This is a genomic window from Ruegeria sp. R14_0 (genome assembly GCF_017743975.1).
In the GTDB taxonomy this organism is placed as follows: domain Bacteria; phylum Pseudomonadota; class Alphaproteobacteria; order Rhodobacterales; family Rhodobacteraceae; genus Ruegeria.
Genome location: NZ_JAGHRC010000010.1, coordinates 99,914 through 124,008 on the forward strand (window position 1 = coordinate 99,914; position 24,095 = coordinate 124,008).

The 24,095-nt window shown below is 56.1% G+C and carries 29 protein-coding genes and 1 riboswitch; of the genes, 18 read left to right on the forward strand and 11 right to left on the reverse strand.

All coding sequences use genetic code 11. The features are described from left to right. Positions 1 to 543: 543 nt before the first annotated feature. Positions 544 to 1,041, reverse strand: coding sequence for a L,D-transpeptidase family protein (locus J7416_RS20610; RefSeq protein ID WP_152460735.1), 498 nt, complete (start codon positions 1,039 to 1,041; stop codon positions 544 to 546). A gap of 472 nt (positions 1,042 to 1,513) precedes the next feature. After that, positions 1,514 to 1,966, reverse strand: a complete 453-nt coding sequence (mntR, locus tag J7416_RS20615) for a manganese-binding transcriptional regulator MntR (protein ID WP_152460736.1) — start codon at positions 1,964 to 1,966, stop codon at positions 1,514 to 1,516. Between the two features lie 116 nt (positions 1,967 to 2,082). On the opposite strand from mntR, the gene J7416_RS20620 reads away from it, so the two are divergent. The 4 genes from J7416_RS20620 to phnE are packed head-to-tail and all read left to right on the forward strand — an operon-like array spanning position 2,083 to position 6,306. Then, positions 2,083 to 3,936: a cytochrome c peroxidase gene (locus J7416_RS20620; RefSeq protein ID WP_171648682.1), complete on the forward strand. Its 1,854-nt coding sequence runs from the start codon at positions 2,083 to 2,085 to the stop codon at positions 3,934 to 3,936. Continuing rightward, complete coding sequence (locus J7416_RS20625; RefSeq protein WP_152460738.1) at positions 3,936 to 4,796, forward strand: phosphate/phosphite/phosphonate ABC transporter substrate-binding protein; 861 nt, start codon at positions 3,936 to 3,938, stop codon at positions 4,794 to 4,796. The genes J7416_RS20620 and J7416_RS20625 overlap by 1 nt, the downstream gene beginning before the upstream one ends. After that, positions 4,793 to 5,563 carry an ATP-binding cassette domain-containing protein gene (locus J7416_RS20630; protein ID WP_152460739.1) on the forward strand — a complete coding sequence of 257 codons (771 nt, stop codon included), beginning with the start codon at positions 4,793 to 4,795 and terminating at the stop codon, positions 5,561 to 5,563. Before J7416_RS20625 ends, J7416_RS20630 begins: the two co-directional genes overlap by 4 nt. Then, positions 5,563 to 6,306 (forward strand): phosphonate ABC transporter, permease protein PhnE, encoded by a 744-nt coding sequence (phnE, locus tag J7416_RS20635; protein WP_209227448.1) that lies wholly within the window; start codon positions 5,563 to 5,565, stop codon positions 6,304 to 6,306. Before J7416_RS20630 ends, phnE begins: the two co-directional genes overlap by 1 nt. Before the next feature lie 198 nt (positions 6,307 to 6,504). Here the strand turns inward: phnE and J7416_RS20640 are convergent, their stop codons facing one another. Continuing rightward, entirely contained in the window at positions 6,505 to 7,266 is a 762-nt protein-coding gene (locus J7416_RS20640; protein ID WP_152460741.1) for a transglutaminase family protein, read from the reverse strand. Positions 7,267 to 7,363: 97 nt separating this feature from the next. Beyond that, positions 7,364 to 7,792 carry a helix-turn-helix domain-containing protein gene (locus J7416_RS20645; RefSeq protein WP_152460742.1) on the reverse strand — a complete coding sequence of 143 codons (429 nt, stop codon included), beginning with the start codon at positions 7,790 to 7,792 and terminating at the stop codon, positions 7,364 to 7,366. Positions 7,793 to 8,005: 213 nt separating this feature from the next. Between J7416_RS20645 and J7416_RS20650 the strand changes: the two genes are divergently transcribed. The 7 genes from J7416_RS20650 to J7416_RS20680 all read left to right on the forward strand — a co-directional run bounded on the left by J7416_RS20650 (position 8,006) and on the right by J7416_RS20680 (position 12,405). Continuing rightward, positions 8,006 to 8,569, forward strand: a complete 564-nt coding sequence (locus J7416_RS20650; RefSeq protein ID WP_247744411.1) for an SCO family protein — start codon at positions 8,006 to 8,008, stop codon at positions 8,567 to 8,569. Between the two features lie 5 nt (positions 8,570 to 8,574). Further along, on the forward strand, positions 8,575 to 8,997 hold the full coding sequence (locus J7416_RS20655; protein ID WP_152460743.1) for a disulfide bond formation protein B: 423 nt from the start codon (positions 8,575 to 8,577) through the stop codon (positions 8,995 to 8,997). Then, a complete protein-coding gene (locus J7416_RS20660) occupies positions 8,994 to 9,653 on the forward strand; it encodes a DsbA family protein (RefSeq protein WP_050605686.1) in 660 nt (219 codons plus the stop codon). Before J7416_RS20655 ends, J7416_RS20660 begins: the two co-directional genes overlap by 4 nt. Positions 9,654 to 9,671: 18 nt before the next feature. Further along, positions 9,672 to 10,151: a copper chaperone PCu(A)C gene (locus tag J7416_RS20665; RefSeq protein ID WP_152460744.1), complete on the forward strand. Its 480-nt coding sequence runs from the start codon at positions 9,672 to 9,674 to the stop codon at positions 10,149 to 10,151. Beyond that, positions 10,151 to 10,777 carry an SCO family protein gene (locus J7416_RS20670; RefSeq protein WP_209227455.1) on the forward strand — a complete coding sequence of 209 codons (627 nt, stop codon included), beginning with the start codon at positions 10,151 to 10,153 and terminating at the stop codon, positions 10,775 to 10,777. Before J7416_RS20665 ends, J7416_RS20670 begins: the two co-directional genes overlap by 1 nt. Next, entirely contained in the window at positions 10,774 to 12,141 is a 1,368-nt protein-coding gene (locus J7416_RS20675; protein ID WP_209227457.1) for a M23 family metallopeptidase, read from the forward strand. Before J7416_RS20670 ends, J7416_RS20675 begins: the two co-directional genes overlap by 4 nt. A gap of 99 nt (positions 12,142 to 12,240) precedes the next feature. Beyond that, on the forward strand, positions 12,241 to 12,405 hold the full coding sequence (locus J7416_RS20680; protein ID WP_170481525.1) for a hypothetical protein: 165 nt from the start codon (positions 12,241 to 12,243) through the stop codon (positions 12,403 to 12,405). 52 nt (positions 12,406 to 12,457) lie between these two features. Here J7416_RS20680 and J7416_RS20685 read toward each other — a convergent pair whose 3' ends face one another. After that, positions 12,458 to 14,791 (reverse strand): cation-translocating P-type ATPase, encoded by a 2,334-nt coding sequence (locus tag J7416_RS20685; protein WP_209227459.1) that lies wholly within the window; start codon positions 14,789 to 14,791, stop codon positions 12,458 to 12,460. 188 nt (positions 14,792 to 14,979) lie between these two features. On the opposite strand from J7416_RS20685, the gene J7416_RS20690 reads away from it, so the two are divergent. Continuing rightward, complete coding sequence (locus J7416_RS20690; RefSeq protein WP_171648690.1) at positions 14,980 to 15,252, forward strand: hypothetical protein; 273 nt, start codon at positions 14,980 to 14,982, stop codon at positions 15,250 to 15,252. A gap of 42 nt (positions 15,253 to 15,294) precedes the next feature. Here the strand turns inward: J7416_RS20690 and J7416_RS20695 are convergent, their stop codons facing one another. Further along, positions 15,295 to 15,957, reverse strand: a complete 663-nt coding sequence (locus tag J7416_RS20695) for a L,D-transpeptidase (protein WP_050605692.1) — start codon at positions 15,955 to 15,957, stop codon at positions 15,295 to 15,297. Between the two features lie 215 nt (positions 15,958 to 16,172). Next, positions 16,173 to 16,386: riboswitch (cobalamin riboswitch) on the forward strand. 75 nt (positions 16,387 to 16,461) lie between these two features. On the opposite strand from J7416_RS20695, the gene J7416_RS20700 reads away from it, so the two are divergent. Next, positions 16,462 to 17,145 carry an energy-coupling factor ABC transporter permease gene (locus tag J7416_RS20700; protein ID WP_171648692.1) on the forward strand — a complete coding sequence of 228 codons (684 nt, stop codon included), beginning with the start codon at positions 16,462 to 16,464 and terminating at the stop codon, positions 17,143 to 17,145. Between the two features lie 105 nt (positions 17,146 to 17,250). On the opposite strand, the gene J7416_RS20705 is transcribed toward J7416_RS20700, so the two are convergent. Together J7416_RS20705 and J7416_RS20710 are read right to left on the reverse strand one after the other, a co-directional pair. Next, a complete protein-coding gene (locus J7416_RS20705) occupies positions 17,251 to 17,874 on the reverse strand; it encodes a transglutaminase-like cysteine peptidase (protein ID WP_247744403.1) in 624 nt (207 codons plus the stop codon). Positions 17,875 to 18,221: 347 nt separating this feature from the next. Continuing rightward, a complete protein-coding gene (locus J7416_RS20710; RefSeq protein WP_171648694.1) occupies positions 18,222 to 18,641 on the reverse strand; it encodes a MerR family transcriptional regulator in 420 nt (139 codons plus the stop codon). Positions 18,642 to 18,786: 145 nt separating this feature from the next. On the opposite strand from J7416_RS20710, the gene J7416_RS20715 reads away from it, so the two are divergent. Together J7416_RS20715 and J7416_RS22725 are read left to right on the forward strand one after the other, a co-directional pair. Continuing rightward, entirely contained in the window at positions 18,787 to 19,110 is a 324-nt protein-coding gene (locus J7416_RS20715) for a hypothetical protein (protein ID WP_152460748.1), read from the forward strand. A gap of 4 nt (positions 19,111 to 19,114) precedes the next feature. Next, the gene (locus J7416_RS22725) at positions 19,115 to 19,333 is read left to right on the forward strand and encodes a GDCCVxC domain-containing (seleno)protein (RefSeq protein ID WP_152460749.1); all 219 of its coding nucleotides are present in this window, start codon (positions 19,115 to 19,117) and stop codon (positions 19,331 to 19,333) included. 211 nt (positions 19,334 to 19,544) lie between these two features. On the opposite strand, the gene J7416_RS20720 is transcribed toward J7416_RS22725, so the two are convergent. Then, positions 19,545 to 20,021 carry a DUF411 domain-containing protein gene (locus J7416_RS20720; RefSeq protein ID WP_152460750.1) on the reverse strand — a complete coding sequence of 159 codons (477 nt, stop codon included), beginning with the start codon at positions 20,019 to 20,021 and terminating at the stop codon, positions 19,545 to 19,547. A gap of 284 nt (positions 20,022 to 20,305) precedes the next feature. Next, complete coding sequence (locus tag J7416_RS20725) at positions 20,306 to 20,719, reverse strand: heavy metal-responsive transcriptional regulator (protein ID WP_152460751.1); 414 nt, start codon at positions 20,717 to 20,719, stop codon at positions 20,306 to 20,308. Positions 20,720 to 20,808: 89 nt separating this feature from the next. Here J7416_RS20725 and J7416_RS20730 point away from each other — a divergent pair, with 89 nt between their 5' ends. The 3 genes from J7416_RS20730 to J7416_RS20740 all read left to right on the forward strand — a co-directional run bounded on the left by J7416_RS20730 (position 20,809) and on the right by J7416_RS20740 (position 23,630). After that, positions 20,809 to 21,837 (forward strand): lysylphosphatidylglycerol synthase domain-containing protein, encoded by a 1,029-nt coding sequence (locus J7416_RS20730; protein WP_152460752.1) that lies wholly within the window; start codon positions 20,809 to 20,811, stop codon positions 21,835 to 21,837. Continuing rightward, on the forward strand, positions 21,824 to 23,074 hold the full coding sequence (locus tag J7416_RS20735; protein ID WP_152460753.1) for an MFS transporter: 1,251 nt from the start codon (positions 21,824 to 21,826) through the stop codon (positions 23,072 to 23,074). The genes J7416_RS20730 and J7416_RS20735 overlap by 14 nt, the downstream gene beginning before the upstream one ends. Positions 23,075 to 23,195: 121 nt before the next feature. Then, positions 23,196 to 23,630 (forward strand): DUF4405 domain-containing protein, encoded by a 435-nt coding sequence (locus tag J7416_RS20740; protein WP_171648695.1) that lies wholly within the window; start codon positions 23,196 to 23,198, stop codon positions 23,628 to 23,630. A gap of 65 nt (positions 23,631 to 23,695) precedes the next feature. Here the strand turns inward: J7416_RS20740 and J7416_RS20745 are convergent, their stop codons facing one another. Beyond that, on the reverse strand, positions 23,696 to 24,013 hold the full coding sequence (locus J7416_RS20745; protein WP_171648696.1) for a PepSY domain-containing protein: 318 nt from the start codon (positions 24,011 to 24,013) through the stop codon (positions 23,696 to 23,698). Positions 24,014 to 24,095 lie beyond the last annotated feature (82 nt).

Sequence of the window (24,095 nt, forward strand, 5' to 3'; positions counted from 1 at the left end):
CGGCATTTAGAAACGGCGTAGGATTGAGCGCTGGAGGCATGCGAAGGTCCCTGTTCGAGAGATGGCACATGTGTTGAAACGCTCGAAGGCAACTATCCATCGCGAGATCAAATAAACGTCTTCTCAGAACCCTGTCATCTGAACGCGATGGTTACTACGGCGCGTCTGCGCACCGGAAAGCTGCAGATCGGTGATGGGACACCTCATGTCCTACTTCTCACCTGTTGGAGCATGAGACTTGCGGTCTGGCGACGGCAGAATTACGCGAGTTGATGTCGGAAAAGGATACAAATAACGTCCTTTATTGGACTCGTCGGCGGTGTTCATTCGTCCTGTCATCAATTTGCTTGCCCATAAGCATGTCATCCCACCGATGCTCGGCGCTGGTGGGATTGGGTTCTCAATCCAGACCTATATCCGTTTATCCGTTCGTCGAAACAGCGAGTGTGGCGTTGGCCGTGAAAGCTCTAGTAATAGCTTCTGCCCCCATCAACGTAGCGCTAAGGCAAATCCGCAATCGTTGTCTATTCGGAACCTGTCCCTCTATGAGTAGATTTCGATTGGCGTCCCGTCTTTGACCATAGCGTAGATCTCTTCAATCTCCTGATCTGTGACAGCGACGCACCCTGCAGTCCAGTCACGCTTGTTCGTGGGATCAATTCCAGGGCGAGGGCCGCCATGGATAAAAATATCACCGCCCGGAGAACGACCCCGAGCTCGGGCAAACGCAGAATCCGCCTCGTTCGGATAAGAGATTCCGATTGAAAGATGGAAAAGGCTCTCGGGATTGCGACGGTCAATTACATAGGAGCCTTCAGGTGTTCGCCCGTCTCCTTCGAATTGCTTGTGACCTTCGGGGGCAAATCCGAGTCCAATTGGAAAAGCCCGCAAGACACGCTCACTACCATCGAGGATAAGTAGGCGCTGCGCTTTGTATAGCCGAAGCCGAGTCACAACCGGCCCATTGTAAGTACGGAACTTGCTTGCACAGCCGGACAAAAAGGCGGCTATGAAGCCAGAGAGAAACAGACGTCTTTTCATAGGAACTGCTCGGCTCATTTTGATTTTTTCAAAAAAATATCACTAAAGGCCAGTTGAACAAAGGTATATTGGATCTCGCTAGGACAGGAACCGAAAACAAAGTGATCAGTTGTGGCCACCTCGTCAGAAGTGCAATGAGTAACTCTATGATTTCGACATATGTTATTCTTAAGCAATCTTTCAGTTTTCGCCTATTCAGTACGGAGATCGCTGCTGTAGTCAGGTTTTTTGCCGCTGGAAATCTTGACGCCGATTACTAAGTGAGCCAGATCATCTACCGAATTGGATTCTTGTTCTAAGGGCTCGTTCACTACGTCTGCACCTGTATCGATTTTCAGGTACCCACGTAGTTTCGCGCCGGGCCACCCACCCTCAGATAGCGTCACTGTCTAGCTGCAACTTAGGACAATCTCTGTCTATGTGAAATTAGATCTACCAAATTTCGCAACCATATTTGAGGCTCTTTTTGTTTCTACTTTGCTTCATCAGCCCGCCCAACGAACCGTTCAAACACTGCAAGAGTTTCTTCGCTTACATGATGCTCAATACCTTCAGCGTCATGCTCTGCCACTTCTGGTGAAACGCCCAAGGCGATCAGGAACTCCACGACAATCCGGTGACGCCTTCTACAAGCTTCCGCCAATTGACGCCCGGCATCGGTCAGCTGAAGTGAGCGGTAGGGTATTTGCTCAATGAAACCCTCTCGTTTCAAACGAGCCAAATTCTTGGAAACCGTAGGTTGGGTCACGCCCAATCGCTCGGCTATTTCGACCGGGCGCGCCGTGCCATTCTGATGGATCAGCTCCGCGATAAGTTCAACGTAGTCTTCAACCATTTCGCTTTGGTGGGCCTGTCGCACAGCCTCAAACCCACTCGCCTGGGTATCAATGCTACGATCTGAATTTACCGGTTTTGTTTCGGTCATCGGCTCACGATTACGTCGCTGGTCTAGTCTCCAGTGTATGCACCTGAAAGCCGAGCTTGACAATGAGCATGCCTTCATCATTAAATTAGACAAGGCTAACTTTGATAGACAGTGCTATGAAACACCTGATAGCGTCCACACTACTTTGCGCATTGCCCGTGATCGCGGATGCCACGGCGATTGAAGAATCTCCTTGGGCTCCGCGCGCTGCCGCGTATCGACTGACCTTGTTCATGGGAAATCTAACCCCGGTTCCCTGGGATGAAATTGAGAGGAGTTGGACTTCGCCCGCACCTGGCAGTGACATTCAGGTCGCTCCCTTGTCACGCGTCTCCGGCAACGAAGCGATTGCGATCAACCAAGCTATGAAAGCCGAAGATCGGCAGGCGCTGTTTGAAGCAAGCACAACTGCCATTGCTGAGGGAATTCTGCGCCATCTGGATGTCGCAAAGACCGCGCTGGGTCAGCCTGAAGCGGCACGCGAGGTCGCGCAAGCGGCTGCTCTGTTCCGCGCATTCGAGGATGGTATCAAGGCTGCAGACACGTCGGCGTCTCGCGATCTGGGCCGGGCATGGTTGGTTCTGAACTCCACCCTTGGCAGCGCAGGAGTACTGGGCAATGGCGCACAAACAGTGGATGTCGACCAATTTGCAGAAGCTCAGGCCACTATTGTTGCCTATATTCGTGCCAACTATCTGCCATCCGAGTATGCCCAACGCGACAAGTTAACACCGCTGCCTGAAACAGTAGTTCTTTCAGGCGAACAAATCACAATGCCCGCCACGCTGCCGCCAGGGTCGAACATCGGAGATCAGGCGCAGCTGCCGCGGCTGGTTCTTCAGTTTGAAGAGGCGGGTGAGGATGAGGCCAATCTACCGCTGGTGGCCTATGGAGATATGCTGTTCGACAGCCCTGAAATCTTCGGCGGCCCGGCGCGCGAGTTGGGCATCGCCTGCTCGACCTGCCACAACCGCTCCGACGTGAACCGGGATTTCTTCATTCCGGGCCTTTCATCCCATCCAGGTGGGATGGATGTGGACGGTTCGTTCTTCAATCCAATGTTCAATGACCGGACCGATGATCACTTGGACACGCCTTCCATGCGTGGCATCCGCTTTACCGCACCTTATGGCCGCGACGGGCGCGAACCAAGCCTGCGCCGGTTCATCCGAAATGTGATTGTGACCGAGTTCGCGGGAAAGGAACCAACGCCGTTCCAGCTGGATGCGCTGGAAGCCTATGTCAAACAGTTCGACTTCCTTCCCAACCCAAAGATCGACCGGTACGGCAAGCTGACCGATCTGGCTTCGGACGACGCCAAGCGCGGAGAGGTGCTGTTCAACACCAAATTTGCCGGACTTGGTGACAAATCCTGCGCTTCGTGTCACACGCCTGACCGTCAGTTCCGCGATGGTCTGACCTACGACATGGGCAGCGCTGAACAACCATTCCCCGGGGGCACGGCTACGGCGTTCGAAACCCCGACACTGCTCAACGTCAATTTCACTGCACCTTACATGCATGACGGATCGCTGCCGACGCTGGCCAGCGTTGTTGACTGGTTCAATGACACCAAGAATTTGGGGTTGGACGAAGCACAGCGCGCAGACCTGACTGCCTATGTCGAAGCCGTTGGCGACGGTGAAGACCCCTATCAAGTATTCGAAGGCCGTGACAGCGTATTCCGCTTGTCCTGGGAAGAACTGACAACATTCGCCAGCACGCTCGATACCCTGCTGCCTATGCAGGATGCTGAAAACATAGCGGTTCTGATCGACACGGTAGCTCCTGATCTGGCGACGGATGCCAGTGTCATGGTCAATCAGAACGCCAAGCCCGAAATCTACGAATTCGCTGCCATCCTGCGAGCGGTTGGCGATGCCAGCGCCGAAGGAAACTGGACCGAAGCCACCCGCCAATGGGAGCTGTTCAAGGCCATGCAGGCCGAAATTGACGAGAGGATGTTCTGATGCTGTCGCGCCGCAATTTTCTGGTCGCTGCAGCCGCATCTGTAGCCCTGCCCGTAATGGCCGCAACTGATCAGGGGCTGAAGCTGGCCTTCATCCCGCAGGAGAACCCCGAAAAGCTGTTGGGTGATATCAACATCATCACAGGCTGGCTTTCCGAGCAGATGGGTGTTCCGGTCACGGGGTTTGTGACGTTTGACCACGCAGCCGCCGTCGAGGCGCTGCGCAACGGTGATGCCGATATCTCGTTCATGGGAGCGTTGCCCTTTGTGTTGGCCGAGGACCAGATCGGTGCCGTACCGCTCTTGTCCGAGGTTTATCGCGGGCAACCCAGCTATTCGGGCCGCGTCTTCGTGCGACGTGACAGCGGTATCGAAACGCTGGCCGATCTCCGGGGACGTGACATTGCCTTTTCCGATCCGGTCTCGGAATCCGGTTACATCTATCCGCTTGATCTGTTTGTGCGCGCCGGGCTGTTCTCGGGCACAGGCGATGCTGACAGTTTTTTCGGGCAGAAGTTCTTTGCCGGTGGTTATCAGCAAGCGATGCAGGCCATGGCCAACGGACTGGTCGATGCGGCAGGCGCAAGCCAGTATGCCGATCTCTATCTGACACCGGATCAGCAGGCCGAGGTCAAGGTGCTGGCGGAATCAGAACAAATTCCCAGCCACGCAATCATTGCCCGCCCTGACCTGGACGCTGGGCTGCAGGCGAAGTTCATTGAAACCATGCTGCGCCTCAACGAGAGTGAGAACCGTCACCTGCTCACCTACCTCTATGGCCCGGACGGCTATCTCCCTGCTGATCCATCGGTTTACGAAGGCGTACGCGAGACTGCGCGGCGGTATGGGTTTCTGAAATGAACCCTGTGATTTCACTCAACGCGGTATCGCAGCACTTTGCCAGTGCGGCAGCTCTTGCAGATGTTTCACTGTCGGTGCAGCCGGGTGAAAGTGTCGCGCTACTCGGTCCTTCGGGAGCGGGCAAATCAACGTTGCTGGCGTTGTTGGATGGTCGTTCGAGCGGTTGGCAGGGCGAGGCCCAGGTGCTGGGCAAGTCACTTTTGGCAACAGGAATTCCATCCCGCGAGGACCGTGCCAATATCGGCTTTGTCTTCCAGGAATTCGCATTGGTTGATCGGCAGAGTGTCTATCAGAATGTGATGAACGGTCGGATGGGCCGGATGAATATCTGGTCCTCACTCTGGGGGCGGTTCCGGGAAGAGGACCATATGTGCGTGACACGGGCGCTTCAGGATACGGGGCTGTCCGATCTGGCAAGCCGCCGTGCCGATCAGTTGTCGGGTGGACAACGGCAGCGCGTTGCGATTGCCAGATGTCTGGCACAAGAACCCGAGTTGATCCTTGCGGATGAGCCCGTCAGCAATTTGGACCCTGCTCACGCAGAACGCATTCTGAGCCTGATCACCAGCTCTGCACGTAGCCGCGAAATCGGCGTCATTTTCAGCTCGCATCAGCCCGACCTGTCACGCCGCTTTGCTGAGCGCATCATAGGCCTGCGAGATGGCGTGGTATTGTTCGACAAACCGTCGGCTCAGTTGACCAGCGGGGACATCGATGAACTGTATCACGGTGCCGGTGTCACATCGGGGCTGCGTGTAGTCAGTTGATGGGTCGATCCGTCATTTGGGTCATGCTGGTGCTGGCGATCCTGTGGTCGCTGACCAGCGGAGATATGGGATTGGGCAAGCTGCCAGGCGCGGGACCCCGTCTGGCAGAGTTTTTGGGGCGTATGATCCCACCTGACCTGTCCGTTTGGCGCGAGGTTCTGACCGGGCTGGCGGAGACTCTGAGGATCGCCATTCTGGGAACATTGTTCGCCGTGATCCTGTCGGTGGGACTGGCCGTTTTGGCCTCTGAAACTATGGTACCACCAGCGATCTGGCGTCCCGTCCGTGCCTTGCTTGCGGTTATCCGGTCGATCCCGCTGATCCTGGTCGCTATGCTAATGGTGGGCGCTGTTGGGTTGGGTCCGCTTCCCGGTATACTGGCAATCACATTTCACGCGACCGGCATGTTGGCAAAGTTCTATGCAGAAGCCATCGACAATGTTGCCACCGCTCCTGTGGCGGCGCTTGAAAGCGCAGGGGCCAACAGAATTCAACAGTTGCGTTGGGCAATCTGGCCGCAGACGGCGCCTGTGATCATGCGCGATACCGTATTTCGGTTTGAGCTAAATCTGCGCGAAAGCCTGATACTGGGCATTGTCGGTGCAGGTGGCATTGGGTTGTATGTGCAAACCTATGTACGGTCGTTTCAGTATGAAAAGGCTGCGACCGTGACGTTGGCAATCATTGTTCTGGTTTTATTGTCAGAGGCGCTGAATATGGCCTTGCAAAAACGGTTCAACTAAGCCGGAATTTCCCAATTCTCTAAAGAAAAGGCTCGTGTCTTTCCTTTTCTTCCATCGCGGTTGAAGGTTGGATGCTTCGCTTGAAACCGGGCCGGTGTAGCCTGCTACACACGCCCTCGCGCTGGTTTGTTAAGGCCTCAAGCTTGCTAGATTGAAAATCGCCTGCGTTGAGGAAAATTCTTGGTGCCAATCTAGCGTTCAAACGGATTCACCAGAGTTGCCATGGGAATGTGTTGCCGAAACATTTGCCACCAGCCTGCCAGTGCGTAGTGCTCTTACACGTGCGTTCATCCAATGCCTCACGACGACTCGGTACATCAGTTCACGAAAAAAGCCAAAGTTCTGCCTGTGACGGACATAAAAGGAGTCAGGTGAGTCAAAGTCCCCAAAATCCTGCACGATGCCGTTTCTTTGAATGTATGTGTCACGGCCTTCCCATTCGACCTGGGGATCGCTCAGGCAATCCGTCCCCACACCATACCCACACAGGCTTTCTGTTTTGGGAAATGTCTGCTGCAACACGCGTAAGAAAAGCTCATCCAGAATAAAGCCTTCCAGCTTTAGCCACGTACCCTCTGCTTCGACTTCAACCCATGAATGCACAATCTCCGTCGGCGCCATCGGATAGAAAAGCTCGGGAACCACACCCCTCTGCAACTCTTTGTGGATCGTAAAGCCATGCAAACGGCATCGGATACCGCTGCCGCGAAACAGTGCCATCAGAAGAGTGCCCTTGGTATTGCATTGCCCATAGCCATTGGCGAGTACCTCTGATGCCGGGATATCGTCTGCACGGTTGTAACCAAAGGCAATCTCGTTACGCACGAAATCATAAATAGCGCCAATTCGATCCAAGACAGGCAGATCGGGCCAGCGCCGTTCCGTTATGAGTCCCAAAATTGCGGGTGTTTCAAAATCAAGCAGAGGTGTGGCGGTTAGCAACGGGTCTCGGTTCAGCATTTGGTCTCTCGTCGAATCAACTCAGAAAGACTTGTAATTGCTACAGTGACTATAGCTTCAAGGGGCTAATTCCAGTTCGCAACGACGCTGCCCAGGGTTACGCGCCGATTTCTTCGTGATCAGTAAGACATTCGGAATGATCGCGCAGAACTTCGAGTACACGACAATCCGAGGTGTTGCCGCCACTGCATTCATGCACCATGCGCTCCAGCTCGGTCCGCAACGCTTCCAGCCGCGCCATTCTTTGCTCAATCTGTTTGAGTTGCCGGCGCGCGATACTGTCGGCTTCATGACAGGGGCGATCCGGATCGTCGGACAAATCAAGCAGTTCGCGTATCGCCTCAAGCGAAAACCCCAGTTGGCGGGCGTGACGGATAAAAGCCAGGCGATCCAATTCGGTATGGCCATAACGCCGCTGGCCACCTTCGGTGCGCCCCGGTTCCGGCATAAGTCCGATCTGCTCGTAGTAGCGGATCGTCTGAACCTTGGTTCCGGTCTTTTTTCCAAGCGTTCCGATCGTCAGCATCTGGGTCTCCTTGCAAAGTTACAGCTTATGTAGGTTCAGGTCAGCACCGCACAATAGCACCTTCCAGCCGGTGGACCTGTGACACCCAGCCGCAGGCTCGAAATCACCTTTGAACCTCTAGCAGGTAGAGGGTGTACACGCCGTTCTGAACCAAGAATCGCAGGCGGACGGCTAACTTTGAAACTGACTGTATTTCAGAAAATCTTATGGGTGCTGGCTGGTGTCGCAACGGCGGCATTTGCCTATCTGATGTTGTGGTCAGATAACAGATCCGTACGGACCGAAGAAGGTTCTGTCCCGTTCGAGGCCAGGTTCGAACTGACAGATCACTCTGGTGTTGTCCGTACTCAGAACGACTTTGCGGGCAAGTGGATGTTGGTGTTTTTTGGGTTCACCAACTGCCCGGACGTTTGCCCTACAACACTGTCCGAGGTGGCAGCAGTGCAGGAAGGCCTGGGAACCCAATCAAACCAAGTGCAACCCATCTTCATTTCAATTGACCCCGAACGCGACACTCCGGCCGTCTTGGCCGAGTATGTACCACTTTTCGATGCGGGGATCATTGGACTTACAGGCACGTCAGAACAGATAGCGCAAACGTCCAAGATTTTTCCGATATTCTACGAACGGATCGAACAAGCCGCTGCACCGGACGGATACACGATGGGGCATACCTCTCATCTGTTTCTGTTCAATGAGGACGCTGGATTCGTTCAGTCCTGGTCATATGGCACGCCTCCCGAAGAAATTCTTGCGGATCTGAAACAGAGACTCTGAGCACCATGTCCTGGTTTTCCAAAGATACACTTCTCGGCCTGGCCTGGGCGATTGCCCTGGTTGCTTCTCTTTCTGTTCTGTTCATTGGAGAGATCCTGGGGCAGACGCCCTGTGTGCTGTGCTGGTTCCAGCGCGCGTTCATGTTCCCATTGGCGATCGTACTGGGGCTTGGCCTGTGGTGGCAGGACCAGAACGTGGGCCGTTACGGGATAGCACTGGCATTGGGGGGCGCTGCTGTCGCCTTGTGGCACATGGGCCTGTATGCCGGTCTGATCCCCGAAAAAATCCAACCATGCTCAGCTAGCGGTCCGTCCTGCACGGACGCAAATCAAACTGTTTTGGGCGTCCCGATTCCGCTGATGGCGCTCGTTTCATTCGCGCTAATCGGCGTTCTGTGCGCCCTTTCACTCAAGGAGAAACAAGTATGAACAGACGAGGCCTGATTTTGTCCGTTCTCGCATTTGGTGGCGCTGGTTTTGGAGCCGCCTCCTGGTACGTGAACCGCCCGGCTGCTTCAGGCAACACCGAGCCTGTCGCACCCGAAATCGCTGAAACACTTATCCGTTCTTACTCGCCTGTTCTCGGCCCTAAAGACGCACCGGTTACAATTGTCGAATTTTTCGATCCGGCTTGTGAAGCCTGCCGTGCCTTTCATCCGGTCGTGAAGGACATCATGGCACAGCATGGAGACGCCGTGCGCGTTGTGATCCGGTACACCCCTTTCCATGGCGAAGGCTCAGAGGAGGCGATCCGCGTGCTTGAAGCGGCACGCATGCAGGGGGTCTTTGAACCGGTCCTGGAAGCCGTGCTGCGAGAGCAGCCCAAATGGGCCGCGCATGGTGCGCCTGAGCCTGGTCTTATTATTCGAATTGCAGCAGCGGCGGGACTGGATGCCGATGCAGCGCAGGCACAAATGCTCGCGCCCCAGACAGTCGGTGTTCTTAATCAGGATCGCGCTGATGTCGAAGCGGTCGGTATACGGCAAACTCCGACATTCTTCGTCAATGGCAAATCTCTGGATCCGTTTGGTGAGGCTGAATTGAGACGTCTGGTCGCTGCAGAAGTTGCAGCACTGCAAAGCTGAGCAGTAGCGAGAGGTACTATGAGACTCACTACAAAAAATACACTTCTGGCAGGTGTGCTTGCCGCATTCGGCACCACTGCCATTCTATCGGCACCGGTACTGGCAGGGGGCGACGATGTTGTCGTTGAAGATGCCTGGTCGCGGGCCTCTATCGGCACCAACCGGCCGGGTGCCGCGTACATGACGATCCGCAACACCAGTGATGAGGTCGTCACACTGACCTCTATCCGCACCGATCTTGCGATGATGCCCGAGATCCACCAGACATCGACCAATGCAGAGGGCGTCAGTTCCATGGCACCAGCTGGCGAGCTGGAAATTGCGCCCGGTGGTTCCGTCGCGCTTGAGCCCGGCGGGCTGCATGCAATGCTTATGCGGCTGCAACGCCCGATGACTGAAGGCGAGAGTTTTGCGCTGACCCTGATCTTTGCCGATGGAGCAGAAAAGACCGTCAACATACCGATATTCGGTATTGCTGCACGAGGCCCAGAGAACTGATGCAGCGGCGACGTGTTCTCACATTTGGGGCTGCTGGAATTGGCGCAACCGGCCTGACACTCTTTGTCGGATGGTGGCAAGTGGATGGGCCGGGAGCGGCTCAATCAGTTCGCCTTCGTCCCCTTGCGTTGTCGGGCATGAACTTTCGCATGGTTGATCACGAAGGGACCCCCGTCACCCCGCAATCGCTGGTCGGACGTGCAACAATGGTGTTCTTCGGCTTTACCTACTGCCCGGATGTTTGCCCGACGACTCTTTCGGATATTTCCCTCTGGCTGGATGATCTGGGCAATGACGCGGACGAATTGAACGTCGTGTTCATAACCGTAGACCCTGAAAGGGACACGGTCGATGCCATGACCGATTATGTCAGCTACTTTCATCCAGCTATTCGCGGTTGGGTCGGCGTTTCGGACCAAATCGCGCAAGCCGCAGACGACTTTCGCGCCACTTATGAAAAAGTTCCTATGGAAGATGGCGACTACACAATGAACCACACCGCAAGTGTTTTTCTGTTTAACCCCACAGGCGAATTTGTCAGCACCATCGACTATCATGAGCAGAGAGAGTTTGCTGTACCCAAGATCCGCCGCGCTTTGAAAAGTGGAGCGGATACAACATCATGAGCGCACGGTTTCTAGCAACCTCGGCGATCGCGATCAGCAGCGTCTCGATTGCTGCGATCATGTTCATTGCCTCGAACAGGTCTGAAATGACGGTGCCTGCGCCCACGGTCTTTCAGGTGCCCAAACTTCCTGCGGAACCGCAGACCACATCGGCTCTGTTGCTGAACGTACCATCGGCAGAACTCGCTCCAAGCCCCGTTTCGTTTCGACCTGTTCAGCCGGAACCCATTCAGGCAGAGGAACCTTTGCCTCCTGTTGAACCACCTTCACGAACATGGACGCGCGAGCTTGCGGTGGGTGACACACTCGACAGTATGCTGTCTGACGCGGGGATTGACGCAACCGATCGCGCTGAAATCGCACTTGCACTTGGCGCTGAATACGACTTGCGGCGCTTGCGGCCGGGTCACTCGATAACAGTCGTTGCAACGGCAGCGGATCAACTGCGGAGTGTGGAGCTCGCCGTGGAAGATGGCGTGAGAATTGAAGTGACACTTAGCGAGACATTGTCCACGCGCGTGGTCTCACCGGAACCCGACACTGTCATTCTGGCCCGCAAAACAGAGATCGAAACTTCGATCTCAAATGCTCTGAGCAGCGCAAAGATCCCGGTTCGTTTTGCGGTGGATCTCGCTCAGATGCTGAGCGGCACAGTGGATTTTCGACGCGATCTGACCGGTGGCGAAAAACTCCGTCTTCTCTGGCGCGAAGAAAGTATCGACGGCGAGAAGGTAGGCCAGCCGCAACTCATTTTTGCAGCACTGGAAGTGGATGACCAACTTTACGAAATAGCATGGCCAGACGCCGAAATTGGCCGCGCCGCAATCTATGTCGATGGTGAGCTTCTTCGCGTCTTCTCGCAACCAGTTGAGGGCGCGCGCCTGAGTTCTGTCTTTGGTCGGCGGAAACATCCGGTCTACGGCAATGTGCGGATGCACACCGGTGTCGATTTCGCTGCCGCACGTGGTACTCCGGTACATGCGACGGCTCCGGGGCGCGTGTCTTATGTAGGTTGGCGCGGGGGGTATGGGCGTGTGGTGGAAATCGCTCATGGATCGGACACGGTCACGCGATATACGCATCTTAGCGCAACCGCCGATGGTCTGGCCAAAGGTCAGCGCGTGGAGGCTGGCGAGGTGGTTGGTCGTGTCGGGTCGAGCGGCACCGCGACCGGCCCCAATCTTCATTATGAAGTATTGGTCGACGGGCGACCAACGGACCCGCTTTCTGACGACCGACTTGCTGCCGCTGCGAACAACGAGGTTGAAAACGAAGCAGCGCGAAAACGCTTAAGAAATGCTCGAGCACAGCTTGAGAAACAGCTGGGCAATCCCGTCGCCAAAAAACGCGAATCTAGTTCGTGAGAGTTTCTTAAAACGGCTTCAGGTGCGCGGCTATCAGTTTGCGGGTATGCGCGCCTGAAGCGGACTGCACTCCAGAAGAACCAAATCAGAGGATGTAAAATGATGGCAATCGCGGGGGCCTTGGTTGGCGCCGTTTGGGGTGGGGTCTTGGCAAAGCGCCGGAATGGCAACAGCCTTGATATTCTTCAATACGCTACAGGATATGCCATCGCTTTTGGCCTGGTGGCGTTTTTTCTTTCAATCGCAGTTGTGCGCCTGATGTAACGCGCCAGTAAGCAAGGCGAAAGCCGGACACCTTGAAGTCCGGCTTCCACTCTTATGTGGTCGCAGCGCCTATTCCTTGCGAGCCAAGGGTATTTGCCTTAGTCTGGGCGCTATGATCTTCCGGAGCTTTCAGAAGCCGTAAGGCATTGGCCACGACCAGCAAGGACACTCCGACATCCGCGGCGATTGCACCCCACATGGATGCCAGCCCAAAACCCGTCAGAGTGACAAACAATGCTTTGGTCGCAAGTGAGAAGCCGATGTTCTGACGGATGATCGACATGGTTCGACGTGAATGGTCGATCAGCCAGGGTACTTTACCGATGTCGTCGGTCATCAGAGCAATATCTGCGGTCTCGATAGCAGCGTCGGACCCAACTGCACCCATCGCAACCGCATAATGTGCCCGAGCCATCGCAGGTGCGTCGTTGACGCCATCGCCGATCATCGCAACCATCTCGTGCTGTTCTGCCAGTTCCTCAATCGCAGCGACTTTGTCTTCCGGCAGAAGCTGGGCCCGGACTTCGTCGATACCGACTTCGGCTGCTACCGCTCTCGCGGTTTGTTCGTTGTCACCCGTCAGCATGATGATCGACTTCACGCCCTGCGCGTGAAGCCGGGCAACGATGCTTCGGGCTTCGGGTCGAATGCGGTCCCGCAGCTCAAGCAAACCGGCGACTCCGTTCTCATCCCCGACAACCACAAGTGTGCTTCCCGCGCTCTCGATTTGGTTGCGCAATTCGGCAGGGATGGACGCGCCAAAGCCCTTTTCTTCAGCGAAGCGGTCGGAGCCAAGCCAGATATCTCCGCGCTCGATGCGGCCTTCAAGACCCCGACCGGGAACGGTTCGGATGTCTTCAGCCGCAGATATCGAAATGTCGGTCTGTTCTGCCCGGGTCAAAATGGCGCGGGCCAGCGGGTGTGAAGACCGAACCTCGAGGCTGGCAGCGCTCGCCAACAGCTCCTGCTCGGATGGGTCGCCCAGCGGATACACATTGGCGACTTCAGGCTCTCCCATGGTGATCGTGCCGGTCTTGTCCATGGCCAGTGCGGTGGTACGCCCGGGAGCCTCGATATATGCGCCGCCCTTAATCAGAACCCCAGCCCGGGCCGAAGCGGTCAAAGCCGCAACGATTGAAACCGGTGTGGAAATGACGAGCGCACAGGGGCAGGCGATAACCAGAAGAACAAGTGCATTGTAAAACCAGAAACCCGACGATGCGCCAAATGCAAGCGGCGGGATCAGGGCGATAGCCACTGCGACGACCATAACGATGGGCGTATAGATCCGCGCAAATTTTGTAACCCACTGCTCAACCGGCGCACGGCGAGCATGAGCATCACCGACCATCCGGATGATCTTGGCAAGCACGGTATCGGACGCTGTTTTCGTCGCACGTATTTTGAGGGTGCCTTCACCATTGATTGTGCCGGCATAGACCTCATCATCCAGCTCTTTGGGAATCAACGCGCTTTCACCTGTGATTGGAGCCTGGTCAACGGCACCGGCCCCTTCGATGACTTCCCCGTCAAGTGGAATGCGATCCCCACCCCGAACGATGAAGCTGTCACCGACAAAGACATCCGCCGCCGGGACCGTTGCCTCTGAGCCGTCAGCACGAACCAGCCGAACCGTCGGGGGGGCCAGATCAAGCAGCGCGGATACCGCGTTCCGAGCCCGTCCGACACTCCAGCTTTCCAGATAAAGCGAGAGCGAAAAGAAGAATGCCACCGTTGCCGCTTCGAAGAACTCGCCCAAAGCGATAGCGCCACAGACGGCAACCACCATCAGCAGGTTCATATCCGGTGAAAGGCGTCGCGCCGAAGACCAGGCCTTGGGCGCCACCAGCCAGACGCCAAACAAGATCGCGACCGCGAACAAAGCTGCCTCGGGCAAAGGCATCGGAACCTCACCATGTCCCGAAAACAGCCCGAGCGCACCGCCCATGCCTGTTTCGAAAATGTGCCAGCCAAAACCCGCTGCCCAAAACCCTCCGCTGAGGATGGTGAACCGCCGCTGACGTGCAATATGCGCCGCCTGGTCCTGAGCGGCATTTCCGTCATCCCATGGTTTGGCGGTCATACCAGTACTGGCAACCAGCAGCATGACATCTTCGTCAGACATCTTGGCAGCACTTTCAAGAAGCGTCATTCGACCGTTGATGACATCAAAAGCGAGATGCTCTTCACCACCAACTTTCGGGCCGATAACCCGGTTCAGGATCGCAACCTCTTCGGCGCAATCAAGGCCAGAGACCTGAAAGCTTCTGCCACCTTCGGGAATCGGACCGACGGGCGCGATGTCACCACACCCGCTACTGCCGCACGCGTTGTGACCTTGTCTATTTTCGTGGTCATGGTCGTGGTTGTGGGTATCGGATGACATAGTTAGACCTCAAGAATCTCTGCGGTCCTTTGCAAATAGTTCCTACAGCAACTAGAGCTTCAATACCTTTTTCAATTTTTTTTCAATCCGGTTCGTTGCCCGCGATATTGATGCTTCATTCCTTCTTGCGGGCTGGCCGCGTGAATGCAATCTAGTCGCAGAAGACGTAAAAAATTTGGAACAGGTCAATGCAGAAACGGATCGCAATTACCATCACGTTAGTCTCGATTACTGCCGGTTGCTCAGCCCAGTTCACAGGGGGCAAAAGCAAAGCATTCGAACCAGGTAACCTGCCAGATTCGGTCGTTGCACTGGCAGGGCCGGGGCAGGATCTGGCTACGGCACGCCTTTTACCAGATGACAATTGCTTCTGGTATGAGCACAGCGGACCTGTCGAGACGACATTGGTACCATTGCGCGCGACGAATGGCGCTCCGATCTGCGCCGCGCGCGACGCCTGATAAAAAAAGAGGGCAGCGACGTCCACCTACGCTGCCCAAAATTTATGAGCGGGCTGTGACGCTATCTTCGGCCGAGTATAAGTATGCGGTCGAGCCGATTTTTACATGTGGGTAGAGATCATTGATATGGGCCATGATCATTCTAACACATCCAGAACTTGCGCGACCACCGATGCTTCTGGGCTGAGGTGTACCGTGGATTCTGAGATAAGTATCTCGATCCCCAACGTATAGATAAAGGGCTCGAGAGCCGAGAGCATTACTTGGCCCGGGTTCCATGCCATCCCGAAATTCCGCGTATTCGGGGTTGCGCTCGATCATTGAAGCCGTTGGTGTCCAATGTGGCCACTCGACCTTGCGCCGGATAGCATAGGTACCGGGCTCGTAAAGGTTCCCACGCGCGATCGCTACGCCATAGCGCATTGCTGTCCCGCCTTCCTCGATATGGTAAAGATAGCGCGCGACGGCATCGACATGGATGTCACCAGGAACCAAACCATCATTTGCTACGACACGTCGTGGTAAAAAACGGTCATGAACGCCCCATGGATTTGAGGTCGCTGGATCGTAATCAAATGGCGTGACCTGGCTGTCCCAATAGGTCTTTTGCGACGAGGTTGGCCATGTTTTGGCGATCAATGGACTGGCCGCAGACGCGGAGAACAGCGCAGTGGTTGATTGAATGAAATGGCGCCTTGTCAGCATAGATCTCGTCCTGGTTCACAAGTTTAATGTATTTGCATCGCATTTTCGCGATCAAATTCGAGTCTTAAAGCCTCTAGCAGCTAGAGCTTCAAGAGGCTTCAGGTAACACTTGGTTTACCTAGTCGACCATGTCGCCGGTTGCGTGAACCCTACTTCGGTCGAGTCTACTTCGGACTAGGTCGCAAAGACAATTGACAGAAACGAAGCCGCCATTGTAGCGGTGAATTGTTTTCGGTTCCTGATGGCGGAAGCCAAAAGGATTAAATGGGAATACGGTTCGGTGTTTTTAACGGCGCCAATTCCGTAACTGCCCCCGCAACTGTGAGCGGAGAGCGATGCCAAGACACCACTGGTTCGTAATGGAACCGGGAAGGTTGGCGGAGCGAGCACCCGCGAGTCAGGAGACCTGCCGTAAAACGCCGGGCTATGCCCAGACTGTATCTGTCGGCCTTACGGCCGATTCAACCTGACAAGCCGCCGGGTGAGGCGGTAGGGAGAAATAAAATGCACATCGAACCGGGCATCGTGAATGGTGCCAAAATCGCGCTTTCCTATGTTACCGCCGCAGGCGCGGCTACTTACGCAGCGAAAGAAACGTTTTCCACATTGCGTGCGAATGGACCTGCATCTTTTGTCATGCGCTCGGTGCTCGCCACCGTTGGTGTCTTCCTTTTCTTTGAAGTCCTGCCACACTTCCCGGTTGGTGTCTCTGAAGTCCACTTCATTCTGGGGTCGACGCTGTTCCTGCTTCTCGGTGCTGCACCCGCGGCTTTTGGATTGGCAGCCGGTCTGCTGATTCAGGGGGTGTTTTTTGCCCCGTTCGATCTTCCGCAGTACTTCATCAACCTAACCACTCTGCTGGTGCCGCTATTTGCGCTACAAGCATTGGCCAGCCGCATCATTGCACCCGGTACAGCATATGTTGACCTCAAATATGGCCAAGCTCTTGCCCTGAGTGCGATGTATCAGGGGGGAGTAGTCGCATGGGTTGCGTTCTGGGCTTTCTACGGCCAGGGATTTGGTGCTGAAACTATGGCGTCGGTTCTGTCCTTTGGCGGTGCCTATATGCTGGTAATAGTCATCGAGCCGATTGCTGATCTAGCAGTGCTTGCGGCAGCCAAGGCGATGCGCGGTTTGAACAGCACAGGTCTGGTGACTCCGCGCTTGTACAACGCTGCGGAAGCTTGACCAAAGTTTGAAGCGGTGCCCTAAACTGGGGTTGCCGCGAAACAACTGGTAGTCGCAGGACCAAAGCTTATCGTGGCGCGTCTCGAGGGCGCGCCACATTTGCTTTTAGCCGCTAAAAACCTGCACCCAACGGTCAGGGTGTAGTGGGTCCTGTATTCTTAGGAATAGATACCTGGTTTCCTTCCACGTTTTGATCCTGTTGGTAACATTGTCCAGAACCAAGTCGCCTTCACTCGAGCGATAGACAAGAACAGCATGGCCATTGCGATTGGTGTCCAAGGCAGTCGCAATTAGTAGCTTCGTAGGATCCAAACCATTCTGCACAAGTTCAAACTTCTTTTGCAAAGCGAAGTCTTCGCAATCTCCTGACCCTTGCGTCGGCAGTGTCCAGTACTCCTTTGTCCCATATTGGCTTTGATCCGAAACGGCACGAATCCTTCGATTGACGCGCGTGTTGATCGTTTTAACGATCTGATTTTCTTGCGCCACGGAGAGACCAGAACTACGAGCGCTCGCGCACGCCCACGAATAATCTTTGCATAGTGTTTTGGCACCCGATGGCGCTTCAATCTTTCTATCAAGACCGATCGAGGGAAGCTCAGATGCTTGCGACGCAGCGGCAGACACAAAAAAGCTGCATATAAAACAGACCATTGGGAGATAACCCAGCAGGTTTTTCGATAACACTCCCTGAACTAAAGTGGGATTTGTCATATCTGCCTTCTCCATGCTCGTTCCTCTAAAGTATCCAAACTTCCCCGGCCAATGTGTTTTATTCCAAGCCTTCATGTGCTTAGGGGAATTGCAACAGCTTCTTAGCCTCTAGGGGTAAAGCGGCAAAAATTTGCAGATTCTTTGGTATTTCTTCCTTAGTTGACAGCATCAGAGCATCCACGCCATCACCAGCCCGGCATAGCTAACAGAGCGAATTAGAGGGTAAGCTGATCGCAATTCTCTCATTCAACAAAAATACAACAGAGATCGGCCGTCATCGCTGAGGGTTACGGAATACCGGGACAATGAAGCCGCTCCTCCGCAAGCTGAGATAGCCAGTTTCGGTTTTCCAGGCGCTGCAATTAGTGGCCGCTAATGACATCTTTGACGAAAGGCTCGTTGAGCAACGCCGTTAGCAGGGGGCATGAGGCCGCACCCTCGGTGCAGGTCTGCACAAGTTCTGCCAGTGCTTGCTCCAACCGTTGGAGGGCGGCGATTTTTGACCTGACGTTGTCGAGATGTCTTGTTGCAACGTCTTCGACGTCACGACAAGCTTGCTCGGGCGCTTTGGACAATTCGCGAAGTGCGCATGCATCCTGAATGGTAAAGCCAAGATCGCGGCAGCGTTTGATGAATCTGAGCTCGGAGATTTCCCGTTCCGTGTATGCGCGGCGTCCCGAGGCGGTTCGACCGGCTTTCTCGACTATGCCTTCCCGTTCGTAATAGCGGATCGTCTCGACCGACAGACCGATCAATCTCGCCGCTTCGCCAATCGCAATCATGTGATGACCTTTCCCTTGAACCTGTAGCTACTACAGGATGCATGTTGTCGGTCATGATGTCGAATTTCACAAACCGCGCGAAGCAAGAATCGAGGAAGTCGAACCGGCTTCCGTTCGAGTTCGTCAAAGCCGGAGAAAGCTGACCATGAGCAAGTTTGTTGGCGCGAGTTTTATTGGATCGTTTACCGCACTTGGCGTTGCGACCTGCTGCATCTTGCCGATGGCCTTGATTTTACTTGGCTTGGGAGGGAGCTGGCTGGCCGTATTCGGCAAGATCGCCGCCGCGAGTTATTACGTGCTCGGCGGTTCGACGGCCCTGCTGTTTCTCTCTGGCATCGTCGCGTATCGCCGTGGTTCGCTCGACCGCCTCAAATGGTGGCTGACAGGCAGTTTTGCGTTGACGGCCATCGCTTGGGTTATCGTGCTCAACGAAATCCGAATAAATGATTTCCTGATAACCTTGATGTGACGCCATGAGTGAAAAGCGCCCGAACCTTGTCAGCACGATCATCTGCCCGGAATGTGGACATTCAAGGCCTGAAACGATGCCAACAGACGCGTGCCAGTGGTTCTACGAATGCACATCTTGCGGAAAAGTCCTGAAGCCACTTCCCGGCGATTGCTGCGTCTACTGTTCCTACGGATCGGCTCCATGCCCGCCAATTCAGGCGGGCTACAAATGCTGCGGTTGATACGGCGGCCGGGATGTCGGTTTTGTCCGCAAAGCCGGTCATCAGGCTTTGCGGACGCGGGTATTTTTTCACCGTAAGCTGGAACTTGCCCGGTAGGACAAGGCAGGCGTGAAGTCACGGATCAACTGGTTTGCCGTGAAGAATGTCACGTAAACCGGGCAGAAGAAGCGAGCGCCGCGTTTTTCAGGATCTTGCCAGCGCCATCGGAACTTCATGCGGCCGGGTATCTGGCGAACACCTCTGTGGTTCCATCCTTGCGGATCAGGAAGACGTCAAAAGCTTCGCGTTCGCTTTCCGGCCCCATGCCTGGCGAGCCGAAAGGCATTCCCGGAACCGACAGTCCGACGGCATCCGGGTGTTCGCCCAGCAGGCGCCGAATGTCAGCGGGCGGGACGTGTCCTTCGATCATGTAGCCCTCCACGCGGCCCGTGTGGCATGACATCATGCCCTCCGGAATCCCATTGGCAGTTTTGTAAGCGTTCAAGGCCTCCCAAGCACTGTTTTCCACGCCTACTTCAAAACCTTCCGCCCGCATGATTTTGATCCACGATCCGCAGCACCCGCAATTCGGATCCTTCAGGACATGGATTGAGGGACCGATTTTCGCTAAGGCGGGAAGCGCCGCGCTGCACGCAATTGCCGCGGCTCCTTGCATCAAGCGGCGGCGGCTCAGGTTATTCATTGTCATGTTCCCTCTTGGGTAAACTTGTTTTAAACCGACATAAAATCGCACCGGTAGGATTAAAGCTGGACCGCATTTACAGGGCCGACTTGTCCGTCACCCTCCGATACTCATCAGATATGGCTTTCTGGGCGACGCAGGGATTTCTCACAATGATCTGACGCAAACTCTGCTCGGAAACGGAACCCTCGCTCTCCTTTTTTCGCTGCACCTGCCGCTCTGGGTCCTGCTTGGCAATAACCCGGTTCGCAAGCAACTCCGCTACCCTCCGTTCAAGGCCGGAATTGCGCCTATTTCTCACTGCTGCGTTCTATGGCACCCACGATCGAACAGTTCTGAATTCCACCACGCCCCGGACACGCCGCGATCAGCTCGTCCAGATTGTTCCTCAACCGTGCAAGCCCGTCGATCCGTTCCTGAATTTCGTCCCGCTTTTTGCGCGCTCTGGCCTGCATCGCGACGCACTCGGTATTTGGTGCCGTGCGCAACTCCAGAATTTCCGCGATTTCTGCCAGCGAAAATCCGAGCTTCTTAGCGCCGGATATGAATTTCAGCCGCCAAAGCGTGTCACCACCATAGTCCCGCGCGCCGCCGTCAATTGGGCGCGGCGGCTGAGTGACAAGGCCCTTCCTTTCATAAAATCGGATCGTCTCGACGCCTATCCCGGTCTCGCGCGCGGCCTGGCCGATCTTGAGTGGTTGCATCGCGGTCTCCCTCCGTCACCGTCATCTTGACACCGTATCATGATACGGAGGTTAAAACATTGGGGTCTTGGTAGTTGCGAGGATGTCAAATGCGGACCTTCCTGAAACGGTGGCTGCTGCCGATATTCGGCTCCGCCCTGGCGCTCTATCTGGTGTTTGCGCTCTACGGCAGCCTCGATTTTGCGCTGTTTCTGCAGGGCCTGCGCGGAGCCAACATGTTCTGGATCGCGATTCTTGCCGCCACCATCCTGCTGGAGCAGCTGATGAGCGGCTGGAAGTGGCGGCAGATCCTGTTCGACGTGAAACCGGTCGGCACCCTGCGGCTGACGGGGGCGCTACTGGCAGGTTATGGCGCAAATGTCCTTGTCCCGCTCGGCATCAGCCCGCTGGTCCGGGCCTGGCTGGTTGCCCGGCTCGACCGCCTGAAGATGGCGACCGTGCTTGCAACCGCGATCATCGCCCGGTTCCTCGACGGCGTCGTTTTCGCCCTTTTTGCCGGAGCGGTGGCCGCCGCCGGCCAGATTCCACAGATCGAGGGTGACCTGCGGCTGGGATTGAGCGTTGCGGGCCTGTTGAACCTGATGCTTTTCGGCAGCCTGCTTTGGGTTCTGTTCCGGTTCCGCGCGTCACTTCTCAGCGAGGACCCTCTGGTCTGCCGACTCTTCGACTGGGCTGCCGCCCGCATCGGGGCCGATGGCGCGTATCTGCGCACCGCGCTCGGTGAAGGGATCGTCTGGCCACAGGCACGGGCCCGCCGCATCGCCGCCATTGCCGCAGCCATTGCGGGTAAGCTGGTGGCGACAACCCATTTCCTGTGGGCCGGGCTGGCGGTTGGCGTGGTGCTGAGCGCGTGGGATTACCTGTTCTTGATGGTGTTTGCCGGGTTCGCCATGGTTCTGGGTCGTTTCGTGCGCATCCCGGCGAGCTTTGTCTTTGGGGCGGGGTTCGCGCTCAAGGTGCTTGGCGTTCCGGACGAAACCGCCCTTCTGATGATCCTGTTCAACTATGTGCTGACGATCCTTCTGGTGGTCGGGATCGGCCTGACGGTGTTGTGGCAGAGCGGCATCGACATCCGCCGCGCCCGGGCGGAGGCAGAGGCGGCGAATGGCAAGGCGTAATCCCGAAGACACGAGATTTTGGCGCATCGCCGGTGCTGGTGCGGTGTTTCAGGGCGGGTCGGCGGCGGTGGACAGCGCGACGGTGGTGGCCAGTCTGGTGCATATGCTGACCGGTAGCGCGCTGGCCGTGGGCTATGCCAGCACGGTCCTGCGTCTTGGCTGGCTGCTGCCCCAGTTCGCGGTGGGCTACCTCGCCGAGCGCACCGATCGGCGCATGCCGTTCTACGCCCTTGGTGCCTATGGGCGGGCGATCACGGTCGCGATGATCGGTATGCTTCTGTGGTGGGGGGCCGACTGGCCGCAGGTCGATTGGCCTCCGGTTCCGCTGGCGCTCGGGATGCTGGGGCTGTGGACAATCTACGCCTTTGTCAGCGGCGTGGTCGCGGTGCCCTACAACGACATCGTCGGCCGGGCGATCCCGTCCGAGCGCCGCAGCCGTATGTTGGCCTGGCGCTTTTTCGGCGGCGGTGTTCTGGCGGTTCTGGTGGCGGGCGTTCTGCGACTTGCGCTCGACGTGATGCTGCCGCTCAGGGCCTATGCGCTGATCTTCTGGCTCGGCGCGGTGCTGATGATCGTCTCTGCGACGCTTTTTGTCGCCGCAGGTGAGCCCGCTACCGCTGCAAGGGCGCCACGGGACCGCCCGGCCAATCTGTCTGGATTTCTGCGCGAAGGGGTCTCGACACTACAACAGGATCGCCGGTTCCGGCTGTTCCTGATCTTCCAATGGCTTGGCGCAGCGACGCTGATGGCGTTGCCGTTCTATGTCGTTGCCGCCAGCCGCAGCGGCCTCGGGGCGGCGGATGTCGGAACGCTGTTGGCGGCGCAGACCGTCGGCGCGCTGGCCTCGAATCCGGTCTGGGGCCGTATCGGCGACCGGATGGGCAAATTGCGCCTGCTGGGGATAGTGGCACTGGTGCGTCTCGGACCTCCGGTGCTGGTGTTGCTGCTTGTGGTCTCGAGTTCGGGGCTGACCGGTTTCGCGGCGCTGTTCTTCCTGATCGGCGTGATGATGAACGGGGTGACCATCGGCTATCTCGGCTACCTGCTGGAGATCTCGCCCGACGACCGCCGTCCGGCCTATTCCGCGTGGTTTAACAGCTTTGCGGCCCCGGCGGCGCTGGCGCCACTTGTGGGCGGCGTGGTGGTCAGCATAATCGCCATCGAAGCCGTGTTCATCGCTGCGATCCTGGCCGCGCTGGGTCAGGTCGTGATCGCGGCGCGGCTGTCCCAAGTTTGATATAGCACTTTGTTTCACCACGGTCGCACAATTCGCTGTTCCTCTGTGGGGAACTTAAGATGGGTCAAGGCGAACTTTCTGTTTCTGGCCTAATATTTTGGCATCGTGAATGGAGGCAATAATGGCCAATGCAGAATCAACAGCGCGCGTGAAAACCAAGATTTCTGGTAGGGCCATGGCTGTGTTCGGTGTGACCTTTTCCTTTTTGGCCATGCTGGTCAGCGGAGGCATTTTGTTTTTCGCTCCAATAGGTAAAATCTCCAATGCCACCGACTGGCAGGTGTTGGGCCTTGACCGGCAAGGGTGGGATGACGTCCACATCGCCTTGGCGTTGCTGTTTGTCGGATTCTCCCTGTGGCACGCGGCGCTGCATATTCGAACCTTCAAAACGCTGATCCTCGGCAACAGGATGTGTCCACAGGGGCATCGGATCGAAGCGATGATCGGAGCCGCTTTCGTGATCGCTTTGGTCACATTGACGGTGTTTGGGCTTCCGCCCGCGAATTGGCTGCTCGATCTCAATGAGTTCTTCAAGCACGAGTTCTGGGCAGGCTGACCCAGAATGAACGCCCCCACAGCGAGGCTTCGCCGTGGGGGTCAAATCATCACAAGAAGTTTCGATTAGTCGTCGCCTTTCTCGCTGTAGTCGTCATTCGTATCGGACATGTGGGGAACCGGTTCGCCAGTCGCTGCGTCCAGGTAGGCTTCGACTTCGTATCCATATACGTCGCGCATTTCGACTTCGTAGTAGCGGTCGTCATCGCGCTCAATTTCCAGAATTTGGTAGCCCTGCGCTTCAAGCTTGGCGGCAACCTCGCCAACGGGCATCCAAGTGACGGTCTCAGGTGACGCCGACGTGACCGTATCGGTGGCGGCGTTGACAGCAAAGGCCGCAGCGGTGGCGGTAAGCAGGGTGGCGGCAAAGAGGATTACTTTCATGTAGGTCTCCAAGATGAATTGGGCGGGATTGCCCTGTCGATATTCCTTTTTCTCAAATGTCGCCTGATGCCGGTCTGACAGC